Below are 22867 nucleotides of genomic sequence, written 5' to 3'. Positions count from 1 at the left end.
GCGAAAAGAAGCCGAAAGTGCGCTAACACTTTCAGCTAAGTTTAAGATTGCATCGAATGCCCCTTAATAAACAAACTATACAATAAAACTAACCAAATATATGATTTTTAACTATTTGTTAAGGCATAGGCCAGCCGCCTATTTCCTTAACGCAGCTAGTGGTATGCTTGGCAAAATTGCCAGCACCATAGGCAAAAACAGCAGGAGAACACTTATGCGTATCAACCTTACAATTATTTTACTCTTTATAATCTTAGCACAGGTTACCGCAACTGGCTTTGCACAAAATTTAACCATTAGTAAAGATAACGCAAGCATAAAATCGATCTTTAAAGATATCAAGAAGCAAACTGGTCTTGCAATCATTTATCAAACACAGCATATTTCAAGCTTTACACCCATTTCTTTGCATGTTAGCAATATGAGTTTAAATGAGGTACTTACCATGCTTCTTGCTAAAAGAGGTCTTTCCTATATTATTAAAGATCAGACTATTGTTATACGGGAGGAGGTTAAAAAAACTCCTGAAGCCGCTTATAAACCTCAAACCTCAATAGAAACCATATTAAATGGAATAGTTACAGATGAAAAAGGAAATACCTTACCATCGGCAACAATAAAATTAAAGGGAAGTACATTAACCGTATTAACCGATCAGGAAGGGAAATTCAGGTTGAAATCTCCAACTGATGAGGGTACATTGGTTATTAGTTACATAGGTTATAATGTACAAGAGGTTGCCTTTGATAAAAATTCTACTGTTCTGAAAGTTAGTTTAAAACCCCTCAATAATGTAATGAATGATGTGGTGGTTGTGGGCTACGGTACGGTAAAAAAATCAGATCTCACGGGGGCAGTATCTTCTGTTTCTGCCGATAAAATTACACAGGTTAAAGGAATATCGAATGTTGCCCAGGCGCTCCAGGGAAATGCAGCCGGAGTACAGGTAAATCAGTCATCAGGGCAGCCTGGTGAAGCGATGATCATCAAAATCAGAGGTACAAACTCTATTAATGGGGGAAACGCCCCGCTTTACGTGGTAGACGGATTGCCAACCGATGGTATTAGTGCCCAACTTAATCCTGATGATATTGAAAGGGTAGAAGTATTAAAAGATGCGTCTGCTACAGCAATATATGGTAGTCGTGGGGCAAATGGCGTAATCATGATTACAACCAAAAAAGGAAAGTCCGGAAAAACACAGGTAAGTTATAACGGCTATTACGGCTTTCAAAATTTAAGGAAAAAATTGGATATTATTAATGCCCATGATTATGCGATACTTCAAAATGAAGTGGTAAATAATGATAATGCATCAGGCGTAAACAATCCTGCTAAACCTTTGCCCTGGAAAACCAGTCAGATTGATTCGTTAACAGGTAAAGGAACGGATTGGCAGGATCTTGTTTATCAAAATGCACGTGTTCAAAATCACGACCTCTCTTTTTCCGGCGGCAATGAGAATACGAGATATTATACTTCGTTTGGTTATTATGATCAGGACGGCATTATTAAAAATTCGAACTTTAACAGACTCTCATTCAGGGTAAATCTTGATCAGAAATTAACTAAAAAGCTTTCGTTAAATACAACCTTTTCTTTACAAAACTCTACCTACACGCAAGCTGTATATGGTGGCGCCGATGGCGGTGGAGGTATCCCATGGACTACAATGGTATTGCCACCTACCCAGGGAGTATATGATGAGAAAGGAAATTACACCAAGTTTACCGGTGTATCATACGGAGAAACCAATCCTGTTGGTATATCAAATGAATTGTACAACCCCTCAACCAATTTAAGAATATTGGGTAGAACCAATGCAATTTACGATATAATTGATGGATTGAAATTAACAGCCAGCGCTGGTATTGATGCCGGTTTCGATAAGTCCGATTATTATGCCCCATCTAATATCAGTATCGGGCAACCAGGAGGCCGTGCATCGAAAAGTTATGGTAACAGCAGAACATTTACAACCGAAAACTACCTTAACTATGTAAAATCTTTTGATAAACATAATCTGGATGTAACTGCCGGCATCAGCTATCAAACTACAAAGTCACAAAACCTGAGTAGCGGAACGGGTACAGGTTTTATTTCTGATATATTTCTGAATAATAATTTAGGGGCGGCAGTTACACCTGCCCGTCCGGGAACTGGTTTTAATGATAGTAAACTAATTTCTTACCTGGGCAGGTTAAACTACAACTATGGAGGCAAATATTATTTAACCTTAACAGGAAGGTACGATGGCTCATCGAAATTTGCCGAAAACAAGAAGTTTGCATTCTTCCCTTCAGCAGCAGCTTTTTGGAGAATTTCAGAAGAGCAGTTTATGAAAAGCATTCCAGCCATTTCTAATCTAAAAATTAAAGCCAGTTATGGGCATTCTGGAAACCAGGCTATTGCTAACTACCAAACCTTAGCCAGAATATCCAATACCACCGTTGTATTTAATAATCAGGATTATACTGCTTATTTTCAAGGTGGGCTACCCTATAACAATCTTAAGTGGGAAACTACAAAACAACTCGATTTAGGCTTAGAATTAGGATTATTTGCTGAAAGATTGCAGTTTACATTTGATTACTACAACAAAAAAACAGTTGATTTATTGCTCAATGTAGACCTGCCAACTTCTTCCGGCTTTGGTTCTGTATTACAAAATATTGGCGAAGTACAAAACCGGGGGCTTGAATTTCAGCTAACTACACTAAACACAAATGGTGTTGTTAAATGGTCCAGTACACTAACCGTACAGCGAAATGTAAATAAAGTATTGTCTCTTGGCTCAACACCTCAAGGCCAGCAGGTTACCTATAAGGAAATTGGGGCAGGTGGAAACTGGTTTCCGACCATCGTAGGCTTGCCAACCGGCCAGCTTTATGGTTATGTTGTAGATGGCATTTATAATACCAATGCTGAAGCTATTGCAAATGGCGAACCAAACAAACGTGCCGGCGATTATAAATTCAGTGATCTTGATGGGAACAAAATAATTGATGGTAACGACAGGAAAATATTAACGCATATGCAGCCAAAATTTACGTTTGGTTTTAATAACAATCTTAGCTATAAAAACTGGAATTTAAGTTTGCTCTTTGTAGGATCATATGGCAACGATATTGTAAATGAATTCAGTAAATACCGAAACAGTTTAAATGGCCAATGGGCACCTAGTCAGACTGCTTTTGATAATAGATGGACTGGCCCGAATGCCGGCGCCACAATCGATAAACCATCGGTAAATAGTGCCGCATCATTACGGGATTTTGCCAACAGTACCTGGGTATCACCTGGTTCATATATAAAACTGAGGGATATTACATTAGGTTATAATATCTCGGCTCCGCTATTAGAGAAGTTTAAAATTTCATCCATAAATATATTTATAAGTGCCCAAAATTATGTCACGTTTACAAAATATGATGGTTATGACCCTGAAGTAGCGTGGAGTGCAACTACGGTAAATGGTTGGGATAGAGGAAACTACCCTTCTATGAAGTCGTTGACTGCTGGCATTAAATGTAACTTTTAAAGAATAATTGAAATGAAAAAATACTATATCATATTCACCTTCGCTATCCTGTTTATTGCCTTACAAAGCTGTAAAAAAGGCCTGGAAGAAAACCCAAAAACATTTGTTAGTCCTTCATCATTTTTTACCAATGCAGATAGTTACGAACAGGCTGTTTTAGGCATATACACCAATATTAGGGGAGCATATACCCAAAACCCAATGATGATGCGCGAAATGTTTAGCGATATCTGTGGAGCTCCCGGAAATGCAGAGCAGGCTCAGGCATCCTATGAAAATAATCATCAGCCTTTTTTCTATAGCGTAAGAGCCGAATGGTCTAATAATTATACCATTATTAAAAATGCTAACTTTATTTTAAGTTACATACCCGCTGCAACATTGATTAATGCTGATAAAAAAGCACTTCTTACTGCTGAAGCGAGGTTTCTCAGGGCCTATGCCTATTTTCAACTGGTGCAGTTTTATGGTGATGTGCCATTACGAACAACGCCATTAACAGACTATTCTGAAGCACAAAGCCCCAGGGTAGCACAGGCAGATATTTATAAATTTATTCTGGAAGACCTGACATTTGCTGAGGCCAATCTTCCTGAAAATGCACCTCAACAAGGCAGGGTGTATAAAATGGTTGCCACAGCATTACTGGCCAAGGTTTACCTTACCATGGCGGGCTATCCCCTCAAACAGATACAGTATTTTCAAAATGCCAAAGAAAAGGCATTGTTGGTAATTAACTCTGGTAAATTTCAGTTGGTAAGCGAGTATGCCAAGGTATTTCATAACACTGCTTACACTACCGAAAGTATTTGGGAACAATTATTTCGTGTAGATGTTGGCGGAAATGCGATGCAAGGCCTGACTAGTACTGCCGAAGGTTTTGTGCCCATATTAAAACCTGCAAGTTCATTTATGAATAGTTTTCCGGTTGGCGATCAACGCAGAACCTGGGGAATACAGGATAGTTATATCGGTCCGAAGAAAAATACCTTAGCACCCTTTTTTCAAAAATTTGTAAACACCAGTTTTATCGACGCCGGAACAACACCTTCTGGAATTATAAACAACTATAGCATTCCATTTATTCGCCTTGCAGAGATGTATCTTATTGCTGCAGAAGCAGAAAATGAATTAAATGGCCCAGCTGCAGCATACGATTATATTAATAAGATAAGAGCGAGGGCAAGAATAAATAAAACCGATCCTACTAATGTGCCAGATCTTACCGGCCTTACAAAAGAGGCATTCAGAAAGGCAGTATATATGGAAAGAAAATGGGAGCTTCATTTAGAAGGCAGTACCTGGTTTGATTTAAAACGAACACAGACCATAGATGTAATTCAAACAATGAGAGGTGCAAGCCTTGTGCATCCAATTGGTACTTATAATTATAACTGGTATATTCCTGATAGTGAAATTTTAAATAATTCCATACCTCAGAATGCTGCTTACCAATAAAATAGCTATTAAATAAAAATTTAATATATAATTCGTCCAGTTCTTTTACTGTGTGAAATTGAAAAGATTTAGTTAAAAAAATAACCCCACAAAACTCGGAAAATGATAAAGCAATTTTTATTAGTTGTTTCTATTTTGTTTGTTTGCAGCACTTGCAAGGCACAAACCATTTACATTTCTACAAAAGGAAATGATAACAATGCAGGTTCCATTTACCATCCGGTAAAAACGTTTGCAGCAGGCGTAGCAAAAGCTATGATTCACAAAAATAAGAAAGTAATTATCGAAATAGATGGTGGTACCTATCCGGTAGATAAAACTGTTGAAATTACATCAGAAAAATTTCCTCTGCGCGAGCTTACAATTAAGGCTAAGGCAAATGAAAAAGTAATAATTTCTGGAGCGCGACAGTTTAAACTGTCATGGAAACCCTACAAGAACAACATGGTATCGGCTAAAATAAAGTTAAACAAAGCGCCTGATCAGTTATTCATGAATGGTAAAAAATTACCGATGGCAAGATATCCTGACTTTGATTCCACTGCAAGAGTATTTAACGGAACAGCCGCCAATGCAATTTCTATTGAGCGAAGCAGAAAGTGGCTTAATCCTACGGGTGGTTATATCCATGCTTTACACCAGGGTGAGTGGGGCGATTTCCATTATCGCATTACCGGAAAGGATGCTACAGACAAATTGCTTTACGAAGGTGGATGGCAAAATAACCGTCCGGCCAAAATGCATACACAATATCGTTATGTAGAGAATATTTTCGAAGAACTGGACCATCCGGGTGAATGGTTTTATAATCAAAAAGAAGAAACGCTTTACCTGATTCCACCTGTCGGATCTAATCTGCAAACGGCCGATTTTGCCTTTACCATGATAAGTGATATCTTACATATTAAAGGAACATTGGCAAATCCGGTTAAAAACATAACAATAACCGGCGTCGATTTTGTGCAAACAGCCCGAAGCTTTATGGAGGTAAAAGAGCCTCTTTTAAGAAGCGACTGGGCCATTTACCGTGGAGCAGCAATATTGTTGGAAGGTACTGAATCTTGTATTATTAATAACTGTAATTTTTACGATTTAGGCGGAAGTGCTGTTTTTCTAAGTAATTATAATAAAGAAGATCGCATTAGTAACAACCATATTTATAACATTGGGGCTAATGGAATTGCATTTGTAGGTAATCCAAATGCAGTACGTTCGCCCGCTTTCAGGTATGAAAATTTTGTGCCGTATGCTCAAATGGATATGGAGCGCGGGCCAAAAAACGCAGATTATCCCCAGCATTGCCAGGCCATCAATAATCTGATACATCATACAGGTTCAATAGAGAAACAATCAGCAGGAGTTCAGATATCTATGTCTGCCAGTATTTTGGTCAGCCACAATACTATTTACCATGTACCAAGAGCCGGCATAAATATTAGTGAAGGAACGTGGGGCGGACATATTATCGAATTTAATGATGTTTTTGATACCGTGCTTGAAACCGGAGATCATGGGGCCTTTAATTCCTGGGGCAGAGATCGTTATTGGCGGCCAGAAAGAAGTATTATAGATAGTATTGTTGCCGCAAAACCTGGAATAGAACTTTTGGATGTGATTGCGCCGATTGTTTTACGCAATAATCGTTTCCAATGTGATCATGGTTGGGATATCGATCTTGATGATGGAAGCACTAATTATCAGATTTATAATAATGTTTGTTTAAGTGGTGGTTTAAAACTTCGTGAAGGCTATCATCGCACTGTATTTAACAATATTATTATAAACAATACCTTTCATCCACACGTTTGGCTAAAAAACAGCGATGATGTTTTCAAAAATAACATTTTAACTGCTGCCTATGCTCCCATACTGATGGAAAGCTGGGGAAAAGAGATTGACCATAACTTCTTTTTAAGCAAAGAAGCATTAATCAAAACACAGAAATTAAATGTTGATGCCAACAGCCTGTCAGGCGAGGCAGGTTTTGTTGAGGCAAACACAGGTAACTATCATCTTAAAAAAACTTCAGCTGTGTTTAAAACTGGTTTTAAAGATTTTGATATGAATTTTGGTGTTACAAATCCCCGACTAAAAAAACTGACTGCTTCGCCTGCTATAAAGCCATTAAATGATAATTCAGATAATATTAAAACTACAATAGTGGATTGGTTGGGGGCCAGGTTTAAAAACATCGAAACCCTGGGCGAAAGATCTGCAGCCGGGCTTCCAGATAACAATGGTGCTTTACTTACGCAATTAACCAAAGGCTCGGTGGCAGAGAAAAATAATTTAAAGAAAGGTGATGTAGTTGTACAACTGGATAATAATGAAGTGAAATCTGTTAACGAACTAATAAAAATTTATAACGAAATCCGTTGGAAAGGGCATAGTCAGATTATTATTATCAGAAATCAAAAAGAACAAAGGATGGAGGTATCACTTAAAGATTAATACCACTGCAATTACCTGGAATCTATAAAGCTTTAGTAAGGCTGGTGAGGGGTAGTTATGTAAACGGATGTTTCGATAACCCTAAACTTAAAATTGCGAAGTAGGCAAATTGAGTGGCTTACAGCGCATGATAAGTTTAAAAAGCTACCGGAAAAGAAAACGCCTGTAAATTGTTGGTTTACAGGTGTTTTTTTGTGGAGCGAAAGGGAGTCGAACCTTCTCTTTAATTGTTTTATAATCAGTATTTTGAATTATTTTTTTTGGTTAGCTACCTAAAAACTCACCTCTATTTTTTAATGCAAATTCATTATCGTAAGTGTACGAAAATTTAATACCGTATGTAAATTAACATCTTCGAAAGGATGAATTCATAATCTGGGTATTTCGGCAAAAGTGTACGCGCTGATCTTTGGATCAGTATTTCTTCTCTCAGCAATTCCTTTTAATTTTTTAAGTTCAGGCCAAATAAAGGGCTCAGCAGTTTAAATGTTATCTGATGTGATCTTGGATCCCTCGGATGGGATTTGAGCGTTTTAGGGCTTCTTTTGAAGGGATATTTAGCTTTGCTCTTTAGATTATGCTTTGCCGATCTTTAGGAAAGCGTGAGCTACCGTCATCGGACTGGATGATTGAGAGTGTTTCCTAGTGGAAGAAAATTTGAGGTCGAGGCCTGTTTTTGTTCAGAGGGAAAGGAACAATTTAGGCAACCGCCCGGCAGTAGAATTTGCGGATAGTTTGGTCCGAAACGGACTGTACAGTTTCATTGAAATATGCATCTTAATATTTAAACGAATAAAAATGCCGATGGCTTTTAAGCTTTACTTTTTAAGTAATGCTTTTATTTCCGATAGCTGAGTAACTGATAGTTCTGCAACCAATGGATTAGTCCGATATTGTATATATCTAGCCTTACTGCAACTATCATGCAGTTGTTTATATCGGCTTCCAATCTCACTGCCTAATTTTTCGTAAGCTAAATTTATTGTTGCATTATGCCTGCTAGGCTTAGATTCCTTAGACACAAAATGATGATTGTAATAATCGTCAAAATTTTTATACGTGCGTTCTCCTTTGGTAAAAGGAAATATTTCAAACTGAACAAAGTGTAAAGCCGTATAAAATGCAGTGGTAACTACCCAGTCATGAGCTTTTCCAAATGAGACAAGTTCTTGACAAACTTGAAAATTATGTTCTGCATGAAGTTTTTGAGTATATGGAGGTGTGCCCAAGGTTAATTTAGAATTGAGAGGAAAATTGTTAGCTTAAAAGGTTGATAAAACCGTCACAATCTAATGCGCTGGTTTCGAATTCGTCATCTTTATACATAACGGAAAAAGAGGCTCTGTACAGGCCAGACCTTGAATTTTTTTCGATTTTTTGTATTTGACTATAAAAGTCTAATAGCTTCCCACTGACGTAGTCTTCTAAGGAAACAAGGAAAACAACAGATTGAGAATGGGTATTCTCAATTTTTAGAAAAATCCCCAGGAGCTCAATATCTTTAAGCTTAGCGAATTTGATAAGCTCGTGGATAAAACCCATAGTGTAATTCACATTAGCCTTGATTTTATTTTCAAACTTTTCTTTATCATCAATTCCTCTAGCTTCCCATCCGTCACCAAAAAACCTCATCATATCATTATAATATGCATCTCCTGTTTTAAGGCTGAATTCAAAGCTTTGACTATGAGCTGTATGTGGTGTTATCTCCATATTGTTAAACAAATACATAACGAAATCCGAAGCTAAATAGTTTTCAGATTATTATGAATTCGAAAGAGTTGTGTTAATTCGTTGGACAAAGGTATAAATTTATGGGAAACAAATACAATGTGTAAATCATTAATGTGTAACAAGTTCTTGTTTTTTACACCAACCCTATCAAATTACCACCTGCATTGACCTGCTTGGACTCATAGGACAACTATTTTTACATGAAAGGTTTTCTCAGTAATTTCTTAATTAAGGAAATAAATCAATGCGACCGCAGAATCTTTGATCCACTCTCTATGGATGAAGCGATAGCCTGCAATTGTAATAGTTTTTGCGTAAGGGTTATTTTTACACCGCAAAGGGAAACTACATAAATCATTTATGTATTAATAATACTATAATACTTCCAGAATACACTTTGTCAACTAAAAGAGAAACCCAGTTTTACAACCAATCTAACAAAGAAATATATCAAGATATGGGCTTTGATGTTAAAGGCATTAACTGTGATAGTTTGGCTCAATTTGGAGGTTAATTACACTGCTTAAGCTTTACGTATTAATTATTTAATCGTAGAAAAATTTCGAAAATCTTTGAAGAAATTATTTAAAAAGAAGATTTTTATAACAAAAAAACAAATTTCAAACTATTTATGTATGTTTAATGCTATATGAATTTTTTAATTTTATCGGCTGAAGCAAAATCAGCAATTGACCCAACAGTTACGGCAGCTGCGATTGCAACGTTAATATCTAGTGCAGTCGCATCAACTGTTGCTTTAAAAATTAATAGCTACAATTCACTAAAAAGCTTAAATGACCAATTAGACGCTATTTTAAAAATTGCTATCCAATATCCTTATTTGGAAAATCCAAATTTTTGCTCCACTTGGAATGAAAATAAAAATTTAGATAAAGACGAGTATTTACGATATGAGATGTACTGTAGTCTAATTTTCAACTACTTAGAAAGATTGTGTAAGTATTATAATTTTAATGAAAAGAAGATAAATAATCACTTAAATATTGAAGGATGGATAATGGTCCACAAAGATTGTTGGAATAATCCTACTATTCCAAATGAAAATGATGGTTATGATGAACGCTTAAAAAAAATAATTGAGAAATTTATAAACTAGTATGATAAGAAGAGCATTAATTATTTATTGTGATAATACATATAGTGGTAAATTACCAGGGCCGATCAAGGATGAGGAAAATTATACCAAGTTTTTAACTAGCTACTTAGGCGGAGAGTGGTATGCTGGCGAAATTCGATCCTTAAATAATCCAACTAAATTAAGGATAGACGAAACGATTCAAAAATTTTTAAATGGTGCTGATTATACTTTCATTATTTTCAGTGGACATGGATGTATAAATCAGTTAGATAATAATTTACAATATTTTGAAGTAGCAGATGGCAATATTTCTATTAGAAAGTTAATCACTGATGCTAAACGACAAACAATAATTGCAGACTCATGCAGAGGATTCGAAAAATTTATATCTGAAGAAATGACGAAAGCAATATTAGAAACTAAAATGTTTTCCGCTGGCTCATCAACAAGGAATTTATTTAATAGTGAAGTTCTAAATGCTGAAGCAGGTTTAAGTATACTGTATTCTTCGAGTGAAGATCAGTCAGCTGTAGATAGTGAGAATGGTGGTGTATATTTACTATCACTACTAGCTATTGCTAAAGAGTGGGGAAATCGGTACGGTAATGAATTTTCAATTGATTTAAAAACAGTACACAATCTAGCTATAGGATATTTAAATCAAAATTTCAATACAATTCAAGTGCCAGTTATAGAACCAGAAAAGAGAACAAAATACTTTCCTTTTGCAGTTAAAAATAAAAGACTGATTTAATATATAAATATTTTTTACGAAGAATTGTATGGGATCTTGTATGGGAAAAAAGAAAATCCGCGAGATTATTGAAATTTCGCGGATTCTTTTAAAAATTTGTGGAGCCGAAGGGAGTCGAACCCTTGTCCAGTTGTGAGATAAATTATACCTTCTACATGCTTATTTTTCAATTGATTTTCGGGAAATAAACGGGCTGAAAACCGACCTTATTTAGATCCTTAGATACTTGATCTCACTTTAAGTCGTATCTCCTTAAAGCCAGCTTTGTTGTTTCGATGCCCCAGGTTCTAACCCAACAATGCAGCAGTTAGAGGGACAAAAGCTAAGCGTAGTTCTAAACTAGGCAGCTAAGGCGTAAGTATTTTCGCCAATTAAAATGTGATCGTTCACTTTAAGTGCTCTCCGAACAACGCACTGCATGCTAACATAACCTTCGCCACCCTGTCAAATCCAAGAACGGCCCCAGTTTTAGTTTTCAGTTTTCAGTTTACAATTATCAATTATCAATTATCAATTATCAATTATCAATTATCAATTATCAATTATCAATTATCAATTGCAGAACCGGGGTACAAATATACAAAAATATTGGTTAACTGGTTAATTGTTTAACTGTATCCCCATCAAATTCCCGGCTTGTTCAGTAGTTCATTGGTCATTAGTTAATTAGTAACTGCAAACTGCGTTAGAGTTAAATGGTTACTGTTAACTGTCATCCCTTCTAAACTCCAAACTTGTTCACTAGTAACTGCCAATTGCCAACTGAATTAAGATTAACTGGTTAATTGTTTAAATCGGTTAACCGTTTTGTTCTTCTAACAATTAACCGATTTAATCAGTTTCAACAATTAAACAACTCGACCAGGGTATTGTTGTAAAGCGATTTCCAAACAATCCATGGCTGCATTTAAATCATCAGTATTTAACACATAAGCCATGCGTACCTCGTTTTTACCCGATCCTGGTGTAGAATAGAAACCAGTGGCTGGTGCCATCATCACCGTTTGGTTGTTGTGACTAAATTTTTCTAAAATCCATTGGCAGAATTTATCTGCATCATCAATCGGGAATTTGGCCACCACATAAAATGCACCACCCGGGTTAGGGCAGTAAACACCTTCAATGCTGTTTAAGCGTTCTACCAAGGTATCACGGCGTAAAGTATATTCAGTATTTACCTTTTCAAAGTAACTGTCTGGCGTATCAACTGCAGCTGCACCGGCAATTTGCTCAACCATACCCGGACTTAACCTGGCTTGTGCAAATTTTAATCCCGAAGCAATTACTTCCTTGTTTTTAGTAATTAAACAACCTAAACGTGCTCCACAGGCACTGTAACGTTTAGAAACAGTATCCATAATTACCACGTTTTCATCCAGGCCATCTAAATGCATTGGCGAAATAAACTCCCTGCCATCATAACAGAATTCGCGATAAGCCTCGTCTGAGAATAAGAACAAATCGTATTTTACGCAAAGGGTTTTTAAAGCTTCAAGCTCTTCTCTCGAATATAAATAACCGGTTGGGTTATTCGGGTTGCAAATGATAATTGCCTTGGTTTTTTCGGTAATCAGCTTCTCAAATTCTGCAATTGGAGGCAAAGCAAAACCATTTTCGATATACGATAAAATAGGTTTTACCACTACATTACTCATGCAAGCAAAACCATTATAATTGGCGTAAAAGGGCTCTGGAATGATAATTTCATCACCTTCATTAACGCAGGTTTGCATGGCAATGGTAATGGCTTCTGAGCCACCAACAGTTACCAGTATATTTTCGGGGCTAATGTTATAGCCCAGTTTGTTGTAGTATTCGGTAAGTTTTAAACGGTAGGCGAGGGTACCTTCTGATGGTGTATAGGCCCAAACATTAAAATCAATGTTTTTAATGGCATTCAACATCCCTTCAGGTGTTTCAATATCAGGCTGGCCAATATTTAAATGGTAAACCTTTTTACCATCTTTTTTAGCTTGATCAGCAAATGGAGTTAACTTTCTAATGGGCGATGCAGGCATCTGCACGCCTTTTTGTGAAATTTTTGGCATGGCACAAAAATAAAAAAGTCCCGATGAAAATCGGGACTTTTTAAAATAATATCATTTTAAAATTACTTTGAAGCCGGTGCAACAGTTTCGCCTTTAATGTAAAGCACTTTAACCGGTGTTTTAGCATTCGAAGTAATGGTTACTGCTTTAGAGAAAGAAGATGGTCCAGCTGCAGCGTTGAAAGTTACTGAAATTACACCTGTTTCACCTTTTTTAAGTGGGGTTGAAGTGTATTTAGGCACTGTACAACCGCAACTTGCTTCAGCTTTGCTGATAATTAACGGCTCTTCGCCAACGTTGGTGTATTTAAAATCGTAAGTTACCGGTTTGTTTAAAACAATTTTACCGAAATCATGTGTTTCCGATTCAAACTTAAATTCAGCAGGTTTAGTTTGTGCGTTTGCTACAATACCAAAACCTAATACAAAAGCGAATAATACTAAGATCTTTTTCATGTTATGTGGGTATATTTTATTTTTAAATTACTCAAACAAATTTAATGTTTTCAAATTAAAACAAAAACTATTCCAATTATATTTTCCAATTCCATATATAATTTTACATAAGAGGATAAAGGCAAACTTTTAATTTTGTCTATATTTGCCGCAACCAATCTTTGATTACTATGCAGAATGAAAAATTGATTACCAATGCTATTGACGCTGCTGAACTGAGTTTTAACGATTTTAAATCAATCGTGATAAACGACTACAGAATAGCGGTTGAGAGCAGGCAGGCCAGTATTTTAGGACGAAGGGAAGTGTTAACTGGCAAGGCTAAATTTGGCATTTTTGGCGATGGTAAGGAAGTACCTCAGGTGGCGATGGCGAAAGCATTTAAGAACGGAGATTGGCGTTCGGGCTATTACCGCGATCAAACCTTTGCTTTTGCAACCGGTATTTCAACAATTAAAGAATTCTTTGCACAGCTTTATGCCAATCCGGCTAAAGGAGCCGATCCTTTTTCGGGTGGCAGGCAAATGAACTGTCACTTTGCAACCCAGTCTATTAACGAAGATGGTAGCTGGAACGATTTAACGCAAATTAAAAACTGCTCATCTGATATTTCTCCAACAGGCGGTCAAATGGCCCGTTTAGTGGGTTTGGCTTATGCCTCTAAATTATTCAGGGAGAATAAAGAACTCGATTATTTAAAGCACTTTTCGGTTAACGGAAACGAAGTGGCTTTTGGTACTATTGGCAATGCTTCTACATCAGAAGGGGTGTTTTTTGAAGCTATTAATGCTGCGGGCGTACTGCAGGTACCCATGGCCATCTCGATCTGGGATGATGCTTACGGTATTTCTGTACCTGCAAAGTATCAAACTACCAAAGAAGATATTTCTGAAGTTTTAAAAGGATTTCAACGTGATTCGGAGAATCCGGGATACGAAATTTATAAAGTAAAAGGCTGGGATTATCCTGCCCTTTGCGAAGTTTATGAGAAAGCCATCAAGGTTTGCCGCGATGAGCACGTACCGGTTTTAATTCATGTTACCGAGCTTACGCAGCCACAGGGGCATTCTACTTCAGGTTCGCACGAAAGGTATAAATCGAAAGAACGACTGAGTTGGGAAACTGAGCACGATTGTATCCTTAAAATGCGTGGATGGATGCTCGATTCGGCAGTGGCCACTGAAGAAGAAATTCTGGAGATTGAAAAGGAAGCTAAGGTTTTTGTGCGGAATGCCCAAAAAGAGGCCTGGAACGAATTTTTAGATAGTATCAGACCTGAGCAAAAACAGGTTGTTGATTTAGTGAGTGATATGGCCAAACACCAACCCGAGCTGGCTAAAATTGCAGCTACATTGGCTGCTACAGCAGATGCACAGCGCAGGGAAGTATTTGCCGCTGCGCGTAAGGCAATCCGCTTATCAACAAAAGTTACTTCACCCGAGCGTGACGCACTTTTAACCTGGTACAAAAAGCAAGAGTCGCTTAATTACGATCGCTATAACTCTAAACTGCATACCGATGGCATGGAAAGCCCGGATATGATTCCGGTGGTGGATGCGGTGTATGATGAGTTTTCTAAAATGATTGACGGCCGTGAAGTACTTAACGCCTGTTTTAACGAAAACTTTGCCCGCGACCAGCGTTTGGTAGCTTTTGGCGAAGATTTAGGCAATATAGGCGATGTGAACCAGGGTTTTGCAGGTTTGCAGGCCAAATATGGCGAATTGAGAATTACCGATACCGGCATCAGGGAAATGACCATTATGGGGCAGGGTATAGGCCTGGCGTTACGTGGTTTAAAACCAATAGCCGAAATCCAATATTTAGATTATTTAATATTTGCCTTAAACGTATTAAGCGATGATTTAGCATCGCTTTCATATCGTACAAAAGGCATTCAGAAAGCCCCTGTAATTGTGCGTACCCGTGGCCACAGGCTCGAAGGCATCTGGCACTCTGGTTCGCCTATTGCCATGTTGCTAAGCTCTTTAAGGGGAATGCACCTTTGCGTACCACGCAACATGACTCAGGCTGCAGGGATGTACAACACTTTGTTCAGGGCCGATGAACCTGCGGTGGTAATCGAATGCTTAAACGGCTACCGCCTGAAAGAAAAATTACCGGTTAACGTCGGCGAATTTACCGTGCCGTTGGGTAAAGCTGAGATTTTGGAAGAAGGTACTGACATTACCGTAATTTCATACGGATCGTGTTTAAAAATTGTACAGGAAGCTGCTGAAGAACTGGCATTGTTGGGCATTTCTGTAGAAATTATTGACCCGCAAACCCTTTTGCCTTTCGATAACAGCCAGGTTTGTGTAAGCTCACTGGCTAAAACCAATAAATTATTGGTGGTAGATGAAGATGTACCAGGAGGTGCTTCGGCTTATATCCTGCAAAAAGTGCTCGAAGAACAAAAAGGTTATTTCCATCTGGATGGACAACCTAAAACCTTATCGGCCAAAGCACACCGTCCACCGTTTGGTTCGGATGGCGATTATTTTAGCAAACCTTCGGTTGATGATGTAATCGAAACCATATACCAGATGATGCACGACGCTAATCCGAATAAATATCCCGCACTTTTTTAAGGCTGTTGATTAATTTGTTTTAGAGGAGCGTCTTCTGTTAAGTGATTGTTAATCATTTAATTATGGGTGTTTTGTGTTCTTGTTCGACATAAACAGGCTGCGTTTTTAGCTACAGCGTAAACATTTGATTACCCAAATGATCAGATTTTTACATACATTTATATACCAAACCCTATTTTTTGTTATTTCAGTATGTTCCAAGTCATCCCCATTGGAGATTGCTGCATGATGCAAGTTTTTTGTTTATCCCTAATAAATAATCAATAGTTTTTATTTTAGGATGAGTAAAAGTCTTGTTTTCAGCTGGTTGATAAATAAAGCTTATTTCTGTAAGATAGGTATTGCATTTACTTTGTTTTTATTTCTGGGCTTAAAAGGCTTTGCGCAAACCAATGCTTCACAAAAAAAGCTCGACAGTCTTTTATATCTGAACGAAAGAAATCTGAAGACCGATTCATCTAAAATAAAAATCCTGACTGAGATTTACCGCCAGTACATGCGGATGAAAAATGTAGATAAAGCCGAAGAATTCCTCAATAAAAGTATTCAGCTTTCGCACGAAAAAAACATGAAGAAATTTTCGGCGATGGCTTATTACCGAAGGGCTTTAATGTACCATGGCAGGTCTAATTACCAAAAAGCTGAAGAGAATTACCTGATTGCCGTTACTGAATTTACCGCTGTAGGCAATTTGGATATGACCGCCGGTACCTATCTTAATCTGGGTGCTTTATATGGCAGTATACCCGATTATGTTAAAGCTTTGGAGGTGAACCAGAAAGCGATTACCATTTACCAGAAACTGGGTAACGAGACCGATATGGCAAGTTGCTATACCAATATTTCGGGCATTTATCAAAGTTTGGGCAACCAGAGTCAGGCGCTGGTTTATCTTAAAATGGCCTTAAAAGTATTTGCCCAGGAAGGCGAAAATTCACGCGGGGTAGCCGTTGTTTATGGTTTAATTGGCAGCAATTATTTCGAAGCTTCAGACCGTGAATTAACGGAAATGAATGTTTCACCTGACCAAAAGATAAAATTGGCACTGGAGTATTACAATAAGTCTTTAAAGGTATCGGAAGCAATAGAAGATACAGGTTTGATAGCCAGTGTTAAACGTAATCTGGCCGATTTATATAGTTCGGTAGGGCAGCAGGAACAAGCTTTAAAATCTTACCAGAAATCGGTAGAACTGAGCAGGGATGGCGAAGATCAGGAAAGTTATGCCTCCAGTTTATATGCGCTGGGTAACTATTACCAAAAAGAAAATGATTTGGGCAATGCCATTGTTTTACTTAACCACAGCTTAAAAATTGCCGAAGAAAACCGGTTGCTCGATATCGAGAAAGAATCGTGTTTGGGCTTAAGTGCAGTTTACGAAAAAAAGAAAGATTACAACAAGGCATTGGCTTATTACAGACAGTATATCGGCGCAAGAGATCAAATTTTCGACAAGGAAAAGGAAAAGGAGATTACCAGGAGGCAAATGCAGCTCGATTTTAGTGTTAAGGAACGCGATTACCTGCTCAAACAAAAAATTACCGAAGGTGAACTGAAAAGGCAGCAACAGGAATTGGTGTTAAAGCGGCAGCAGCTGGCCCTGAGCGATAAGGAAAAGGCCTTGGATTTACTTACCTTTCAAAAGGCAAAGGCCGATCTGGATTTCCAGCGTTTGGCGCAGGAAAGCAAATTTGAAAAAGTTAAATTCCAGGCACAAATGGCTGCCGAAGTAAAAGACAAGGAAATTAATAAGCAGCGTCAGCAGATTAAGCTTGATGAACGTGTAAAATTACTGCTTACCATTGCCATTACCTTAATTCTGATTATCGCTGTGGTAATTTATTTTAACCAGCGCAAAACAACCAGGCTTAATAAAATTATCAATACGCAAAAACGCGAACTGGAGCAGTTGAGTAAGGTGAAAGACCGCATTTTTAGTGTGGTGAGCCATGATATGCGTACCCCTGTTAATTCGCTTATTTCGTTTATGCAACTGCTGGAGGGTGGAAACATTGAACAGGAGAAGTTAAACCGTTACGCAGCATCGCTGAAAAACAATTTGACCTATACTTCTACCATGATGGAAAACCTGCTCAATTGGGCTGCCAGCCAGATGCATGGTTTTAATCCTTGTTTAGAAACACTGGATATTCAAAGCCTGGTAAACGAGGTGCTTGGTTCGCTACAGGATCAGGCCAATGAAAAGGAGCTGAAATTGCAAAACGTAATTCCTGACGGAATCACTTGTTTGGCCGATGCCAATATGCTTAGCCTGGTAATCCGAAACCTGGTGAATAATGCCATTAAATTTACCCCAAATGGAGGAGCAATTGAGGTAAGCTCGGTTAATGGATCCAACCACCTGGAAATTAAAATTGCTGATAATGGTATTGGCTTAACCCCGGTTCAAATCGATCATTTTAATAAACCAGGTTATCTTGGTGGCGGGCTAAGTACGCCGGGCACCAATAAAGAAAAAGGTACAGGATTGGGTTTGTTGCTATGCAGAACATTTATCGCCCTCATGAACGGTAAAATTACTGCCGGTGTTAATGTGGCAGGAGGGAGTTACTTTAAGATTTTACTCGGTAGATAACTACTTTAAAAAACGCGAAAGGATTTTCTTATCAATCGATTTTTCTAACAGTTCCTGTCTGTTAGTTGCACTGATGGGTACGGTAAAATTGTGATCTAAATGTACCTCGTGATTGGTTAAGGTAGCAATGTGGTTAACGTTAATGATATACTGCTTGTGCACGCGGGCAAAAAGTTTAGCCGGCAATTGTTTCTCCAGGTTCTTCAGGCTAACTAAAATTACGTGCTTATCGGTGCTGGTAAACAGCTTCGAAAAATCGCCCATACTTTCGATGTAAATCACATCATCATACTTTAATTTGGTAATGCCTTTGGTTTCCCTGAAAAAGAAGTGATCATCTTCTTCTCCAACAGGTTGTTCATCCTGAGAAGTTTCCTTTCCAACCAGTTTTTTAAGTTCAAGGTATTCAATAGCCTTATTGGTGGCTTTAAGTATGCGCTCAAAGGTAGCCGGCTTTACAATAAAATCTAAAGCATCGAGGTTAAAACTTTCGGCAGCATACTCGCTATATGAAGTAATAAATATAAATAAAGGCTGTTTTTTAAGGCTTTTCATCAAATCCATCCCCGAAAGCTCAGGCATGTCAATGTCCGAATAAACAATGTCAACCTTGGTTGAAGCCAGGATTTGTGAGGCCTCGATTCCGTTACTACAAACTGCTAAAATGTTTAATGAAGGGATTTTTTTAAGGTGCATTTCAATTGCATCTCTTTCTATTTCGTTGTCATCAACAATTAGGCAGTTGTAGGTCATTTAGGGATAGTACTTAATTTAGTTAGAGAACAAGGGATTTACACTTAATGTTTCAAATTTAATTGAAAATGTGAATTATTGTGTAAATCCCCTTAATTTTTTATCAATCCCCGATCGGGAACTATTTGCGGTGTTTCTTTTCGCCGGTGTATAACTTTTCGCCTGCTGCTACCGCCAGTTGTAAGTCGTTTTCTTGGGGTGGAACCGGACAACGATAGCCCTCGCTATAAGCACAATACGGATTGTACGCCTTGTTAAAATCTATTTCAATCTGGTTGTTTGTAATTGCTTTGCTATCCAAATCAATATACCTGCCACCTCCATAAGTGATTTTGCCATTGGTTTCATCGGTAAAAGGCAAAAACAGATGATCTTTGTACACCGGGTTGGCCGATAGCGCAACACTTTTGTATAAAGTCATTTGTAGTTTTTTACCATTTAAGCTGAAATTCACATGTGCATACCGGTAATAATCGCTGCTGGTGCCATCGTAGGTCGGCATTTTGAAAACTTTTTCGTTTTGCAGCAGTGTTACATCAGCCAAAACTTTATAAGTACTGTCTGCATCGTAGAAATGAAGATTTTCGAGATCTTTTTTCTTTAATGGAGATCGGCTGTCGGTAATAAAATCCTGTTTGTACGCTTCCCTGTGCTTTGCGATTTTTGCTGAATAGCTTTGTGCAAAGGCATTTATACTGATAAAAACGAGTAGAACAGGCAGGAATCTCATCATAGGATTTATAAGGTACTTACTTTATTTCTTAAAAACTGATCGGCCAAAACCAAAGCAGCCATAGCTTCTACAATAACAACAGCGCGAGGTACCACACAAGGATCGTGACGGCCTTTACCTTTAATTTCGGCAGCTTCGCCGGCGGCATTAATGGTTTGCTGGTTGTGCATAATGGTGGCAACAGGTTTAAAAGCCACTTTAAAAGTAATATCCATCCCGTTCGAAATGCCACCTAAAATACCACCCGCATAATTGGTAGTGGTTTTAAATACTTTCGAGTCGGCTGCTTTAGGCTGAGGGATATCGTTATGCTGCGAACCTCTTAATTCGCTGCCTGCAAAGCCAGAGCCATACTCAAAACCATGAACGGCATTAATGCTTAACATGGCTTTGCCTAAATCGGCATGTAACTTATCAAAAACAGGTTCTCCTAATCCGGCAGGGCAGCCTTTTACCACACAACTGATCTTTCCGCCAACAGTATCTCCATCTTTGCGTACAGCATCAATAAATTCGACCATTTCGTGTGCAGTGGCGGGATCGGCACAACGTACAATATTTTCTTCCCTGATTTGAAGTAAAGCAGATAAATCGTTGCTTTCCAGATTTGGAGCTTCAATGGTTCCTACTGCAGTTACATGTGCAAATATCTCAATGCCTTGTTGTTTTAAGAATAGCTTGGCAATTGCACCTGCGGCTACGCGGGCAGCAGTTTCGCGCGCCGATGAACGGCCTCCGCCACGGTGATCGCGGATACCGTATTTGGCATCGTAAACATAGTCGGCATGGCTCGGACGATACACATCAACATTGTGGCCATAATCTTTAGAGCGCTGGTCTTCGTTTGGAATAAGCAAGGCAATTGGCGTTCCGGTACTTTTTCCTTCAAAAATACCCGATAACACCTGAACGGTATCGCTTTCTTTTCTTTGCGTTGTAATTTTCGACTGACCGGGTCTGCGTTTATCCAGTTCTGACTGGATAAAATCCATATCAATATCCAATTGTGCCGGACAGCCATCGATAATTACACCAATAGCTACGCCATGAGATTCGCCAAAGGTAGTGATGCGAAAAAGTTGTCCGAAAGAGTTACCTGCCATATTTTATTTTAGATGTTAGAAGTTAGATATGAAGCAGGAGAAATATCCCGGTTATCATGTCTAAACTTCAATTTTTTAAGGTTAATTATTTTACTCCAGCTGTTAGCGTTGAGATATAAGAATTTTCTCTGTCTATTATCTCATATCTACCGTCTCACATCTCACTTCTCAAATCTCCTGTATCTCGAATCCCGCCTTTTTCAAATCCTCCCAGTAATACGGATAAGATTTTTCTACAACCTGCATTTCCTCAATTTCAACTTCGTTGATGAGTAGGGCAAGTGGAGCAAAGGCCATTGCCATACGGTGGTCCTCGTAGGTTGCAATGGTAATTTTATCAGGGAAATGAAGGTTGTCGGTATTTAAAGTATAAACCAGGTTATCTTCTGTTAAAGTAACACCGATTTTAGCCAGTTCGTTTTGTAATGCGGCAATACGGTCGGTTTCTTTGATTTTTAAGGTCTCTAAGCCTGTAAAAGCCATGTTTTTGCCCAATGCAGCTGCAATAACCACAATGGTTTGTGCCAAATCCGGGCAGGTTTTAAGGTCTAACACCTGATTGGTATCTAAAGATAAGCCCAGGTTGCTGATCGAAATCCCTTTTTCTGTTTTGCTGGTTGCGATGCCAAAAATTTTCATGATTTTCTGGATCTGGCTATCGCCCTGCAAGCTTTTATCTTTTAAAGCCGGTAGGCTGATTTCGGCTTCATCGGCTAATGCAGCAATGCTGTACCAGTAAGATGCAGCACTCCAATCCGGTTCAACAACCAAAGTGCCTGGCTTAAAAGCCTGCGGTTCAATAGAGATTGAATTTCCGTTCCAGCTGTGTGCAATACCCACTTCTGCAAGCATATCTAAAGTCATATCTACATAAGGCTTAGAAGTAAGTTCGCCCTCAATTTCTAATGTTAAGCCTTGAGGTAGTACAGGAGCGATCATCAACAAGGCAGAAATGTACTGACTGCTGATATCGCCTTTAATTTTTACCTGGGCAGTTTTCTGATCCAATGGACCGATAATATTTAGTGGGGGAAAACCCTCGTTTTCTGCATAAGAAATGTTTGCACCGATTTTTTTAAGCGCTTCGGCCAGAATACCGATTGGGCGTTGTTTCATACGCTCGGTTCCGGTTAACAGGAAATTACCGTTTTTTGCCGAAAGATAAGCCGAAAGAAAACGCATTGCAGTACCTGCAGGTCCTACATCAACCAGTTCGGAGTTTGCAGTTTTCGGTTTAGCATCTCCTTCCAACTCACTACCCTCAACTCCCAACTTACTTAGAATACCATTTAATGTTACCGTATCGGCCGCATTGGAAAGATTTTCTACTTTAACCAGTTTCTTGCTTAAAGCGCTTATAATTAACGCCCTGTTGCATTCGCTTTTAGAGCCTGTTAATTGGATTTCCGTGTTAATATTCTTGGTTCCTTTAAAAGAAACTAAGGCATTTTTTGACATTTTAGTTCTGTTTTATGCTCAAATGTAAGTGTCAGATGGAAACATCTGACACTTCATTATATATTGTTAATCGTCACATTCCTTCGACAAGCT

General features: G+C 38.3%; 15 protein-coding genes and 1 other RNA gene. 7 read left to right on the top strand and 9 right to left on the bottom strand.

The window, feature by feature from the left end:
• Positions 1 to 100: 100 nt before the first annotated feature.
• The 3 genes from OC25_RS16945 to OC25_RS16935 all read left to right on the top strand — a co-directional run bounded on the left by OC25_RS16945 (position 101) and on the right by OC25_RS16935 (position 7450).
• Positions 101 to 3541, top strand: a complete 3441-nt coding sequence (locus OC25_RS16945) for a TonB-dependent receptor (protein WP_245222036.1) — start codon at positions 101 to 103, stop codon at positions 3539 to 3541.
• Between the two features lie 12 nt (positions 3542 to 3553).
• Entirely contained in the window at positions 3554 to 4999 is a 1446-nt protein-coding gene (locus tag OC25_RS16940) for a RagB/SusD family nutrient uptake outer membrane protein (RefSeq protein ID WP_039478445.1), read from the top strand.
• 102 nt (positions 5000 to 5101) lie between these two features.
• On the top strand, positions 5102 to 7450 hold the full coding sequence (locus OC25_RS16935) for a PDZ domain-containing protein (protein ID WP_039478442.1): 2349 nt from the start codon (positions 5102 to 5104) through the stop codon (positions 7448 to 7450).
• Between the two features lie 818 nt (positions 7451 to 8268).
• Here the strand turns inward: OC25_RS16935 and OC25_RS16930 are convergent.
• Together OC25_RS16930 and OC25_RS16925 are read right to left on the bottom strand one after the other, a co-directional pair.
• Positions 8269 to 8679: a hypothetical protein gene (locus tag OC25_RS16930; protein ID WP_039478439.1), complete on the bottom strand. Its 411-nt coding sequence runs from the start codon at positions 8677 to 8679 to the stop codon at positions 8269 to 8271.
• A 28-nt stretch (positions 8680 to 8707) separates the two neighbouring features.
• Entirely contained in the window at positions 8708 to 9163 is a 456-nt protein-coding gene (locus OC25_RS16925) for a hypothetical protein (protein WP_039478438.1), read from the bottom strand.
• 670 nt (positions 9164 to 9833) lie between these two features.
• Here OC25_RS16925 and OC25_RS16920 point away from each other — a divergent pair.
• Positions 9834 to 10301: a hypothetical protein gene (locus tag OC25_RS16920; protein ID WP_039478436.1), complete on the top strand. Its 468-nt coding sequence runs from the start codon at positions 9834 to 9836 to the stop codon at positions 10299 to 10301.
• Between the two features lies 1 nt (position 10302).
• Positions 10303 to 11037 (top strand): caspase family protein, encoded by a 735-nt coding sequence (locus OC25_RS16915; protein WP_039478434.1) that lies wholly within the window; start codon positions 10303 to 10305, stop codon positions 11035 to 11037.
• Positions 11038 to 11133: 96 nt separating this feature from the next.
• Here OC25_RS16915 and ssrA read toward each other — a convergent pair.
• The 3 genes from ssrA to OC25_RS16905 all read right to left on the bottom strand — a co-directional run bounded on the left by ssrA (position 11134) and on the right by OC25_RS16905 (position 13540).
• Positions 11134 to 11501, bottom strand: a transfer-messenger RNA (tmRNA) gene (gene ssrA, locus OC25_RS27370).
• A gap of 384 nt (positions 11502 to 11885) precedes the next feature.
• Positions 11886 to 13085 (bottom strand): pyridoxal phosphate-dependent aminotransferase, encoded by a 1200-nt coding sequence (locus OC25_RS16910; protein WP_039478432.1) that lies wholly within the window; start codon positions 13083 to 13085, stop codon positions 11886 to 11888.
• Positions 13086 to 13147: 62 nt separating this feature from the next.
• Entirely contained in the window at positions 13148 to 13540 is a 393-nt protein-coding gene (locus OC25_RS16905; RefSeq protein ID WP_039478431.1) for a DUF1573 domain-containing protein, read from the bottom strand.
• 170 nt (positions 13541 to 13710) lie between these two features.
• On the opposite strand from OC25_RS16905, the gene OC25_RS16900 reads away from it, so the two are divergent.
• Positions 13711 to 16131: an alpha-ketoacid dehydrogenase subunit alpha/beta gene (locus OC25_RS16900; protein WP_039478430.1), complete on the top strand. Its 2421-nt coding sequence runs from the start codon at positions 13711 to 13713 to the stop codon at positions 16129 to 16131.
• A 280-nt stretch (positions 16132 to 16411) separates the two neighbouring features.
• Positions 16412 to 18727 (top strand): tetratricopeptide repeat-containing sensor histidine kinase, encoded by a 2316-nt coding sequence (locus tag OC25_RS16895; RefSeq protein ID WP_039478427.1) that lies wholly within the window; start codon positions 16412 to 16414, stop codon positions 18725 to 18727.
• Here OC25_RS16895 and OC25_RS16890 read toward each other — a convergent pair whose 3' ends face one another.
• The 4 genes from OC25_RS16890 to aroA all read right to left on the bottom strand — a co-directional run bounded on the left by OC25_RS16890 (position 18728) and on the right by aroA (position 22774).
• Entirely contained in the window at positions 18728 to 19480 is a 753-nt protein-coding gene (locus OC25_RS16890; protein ID WP_039478425.1) for a LytR/AlgR family response regulator transcription factor, read from the bottom strand.
• Between the two features lie 121 nt (positions 19481 to 19601).
• On the bottom strand, positions 19602 to 20213 hold the full coding sequence (locus OC25_RS16885) for a DUF1684 domain-containing protein (RefSeq protein ID WP_245222034.1): 612 nt from the start codon (positions 20211 to 20213) through the stop codon (positions 19602 to 19604).
• A gap of 5 nt (positions 20214 to 20218) precedes the next feature.
• On the bottom strand, positions 20219 to 21316 hold the full coding sequence (aroC, locus tag OC25_RS16880) for a chorismate synthase (protein ID WP_039478421.1): 1098 nt from the start codon (positions 21314 to 21316) through the stop codon (positions 20219 to 20221).
• A gap of 168 nt (positions 21317 to 21484) precedes the next feature.
• Entirely contained in the window at positions 21485 to 22774 is a 1290-nt protein-coding gene (gene aroA / locus OC25_RS16875) for a 3-phosphoshikimate 1-carboxyvinyltransferase (RefSeq protein ID WP_039478419.1), read from the bottom strand.
• Between the last annotated feature and the right edge of the window lie 93 nt (positions 22775 to 22867).

This window comes from Pedobacter kyungheensis, assembly GCF_000812965.1.
In the GTDB taxonomy this organism is placed as follows: domain Bacteria; phylum Bacteroidota; class Bacteroidia; order Sphingobacteriales; family Sphingobacteriaceae; genus Pedobacter; species Pedobacter kyungheensis.
Note: the sequence above shows the minus strand (reverse complement) of the source record. Positions and strands in the feature narration are given on the sequence as shown.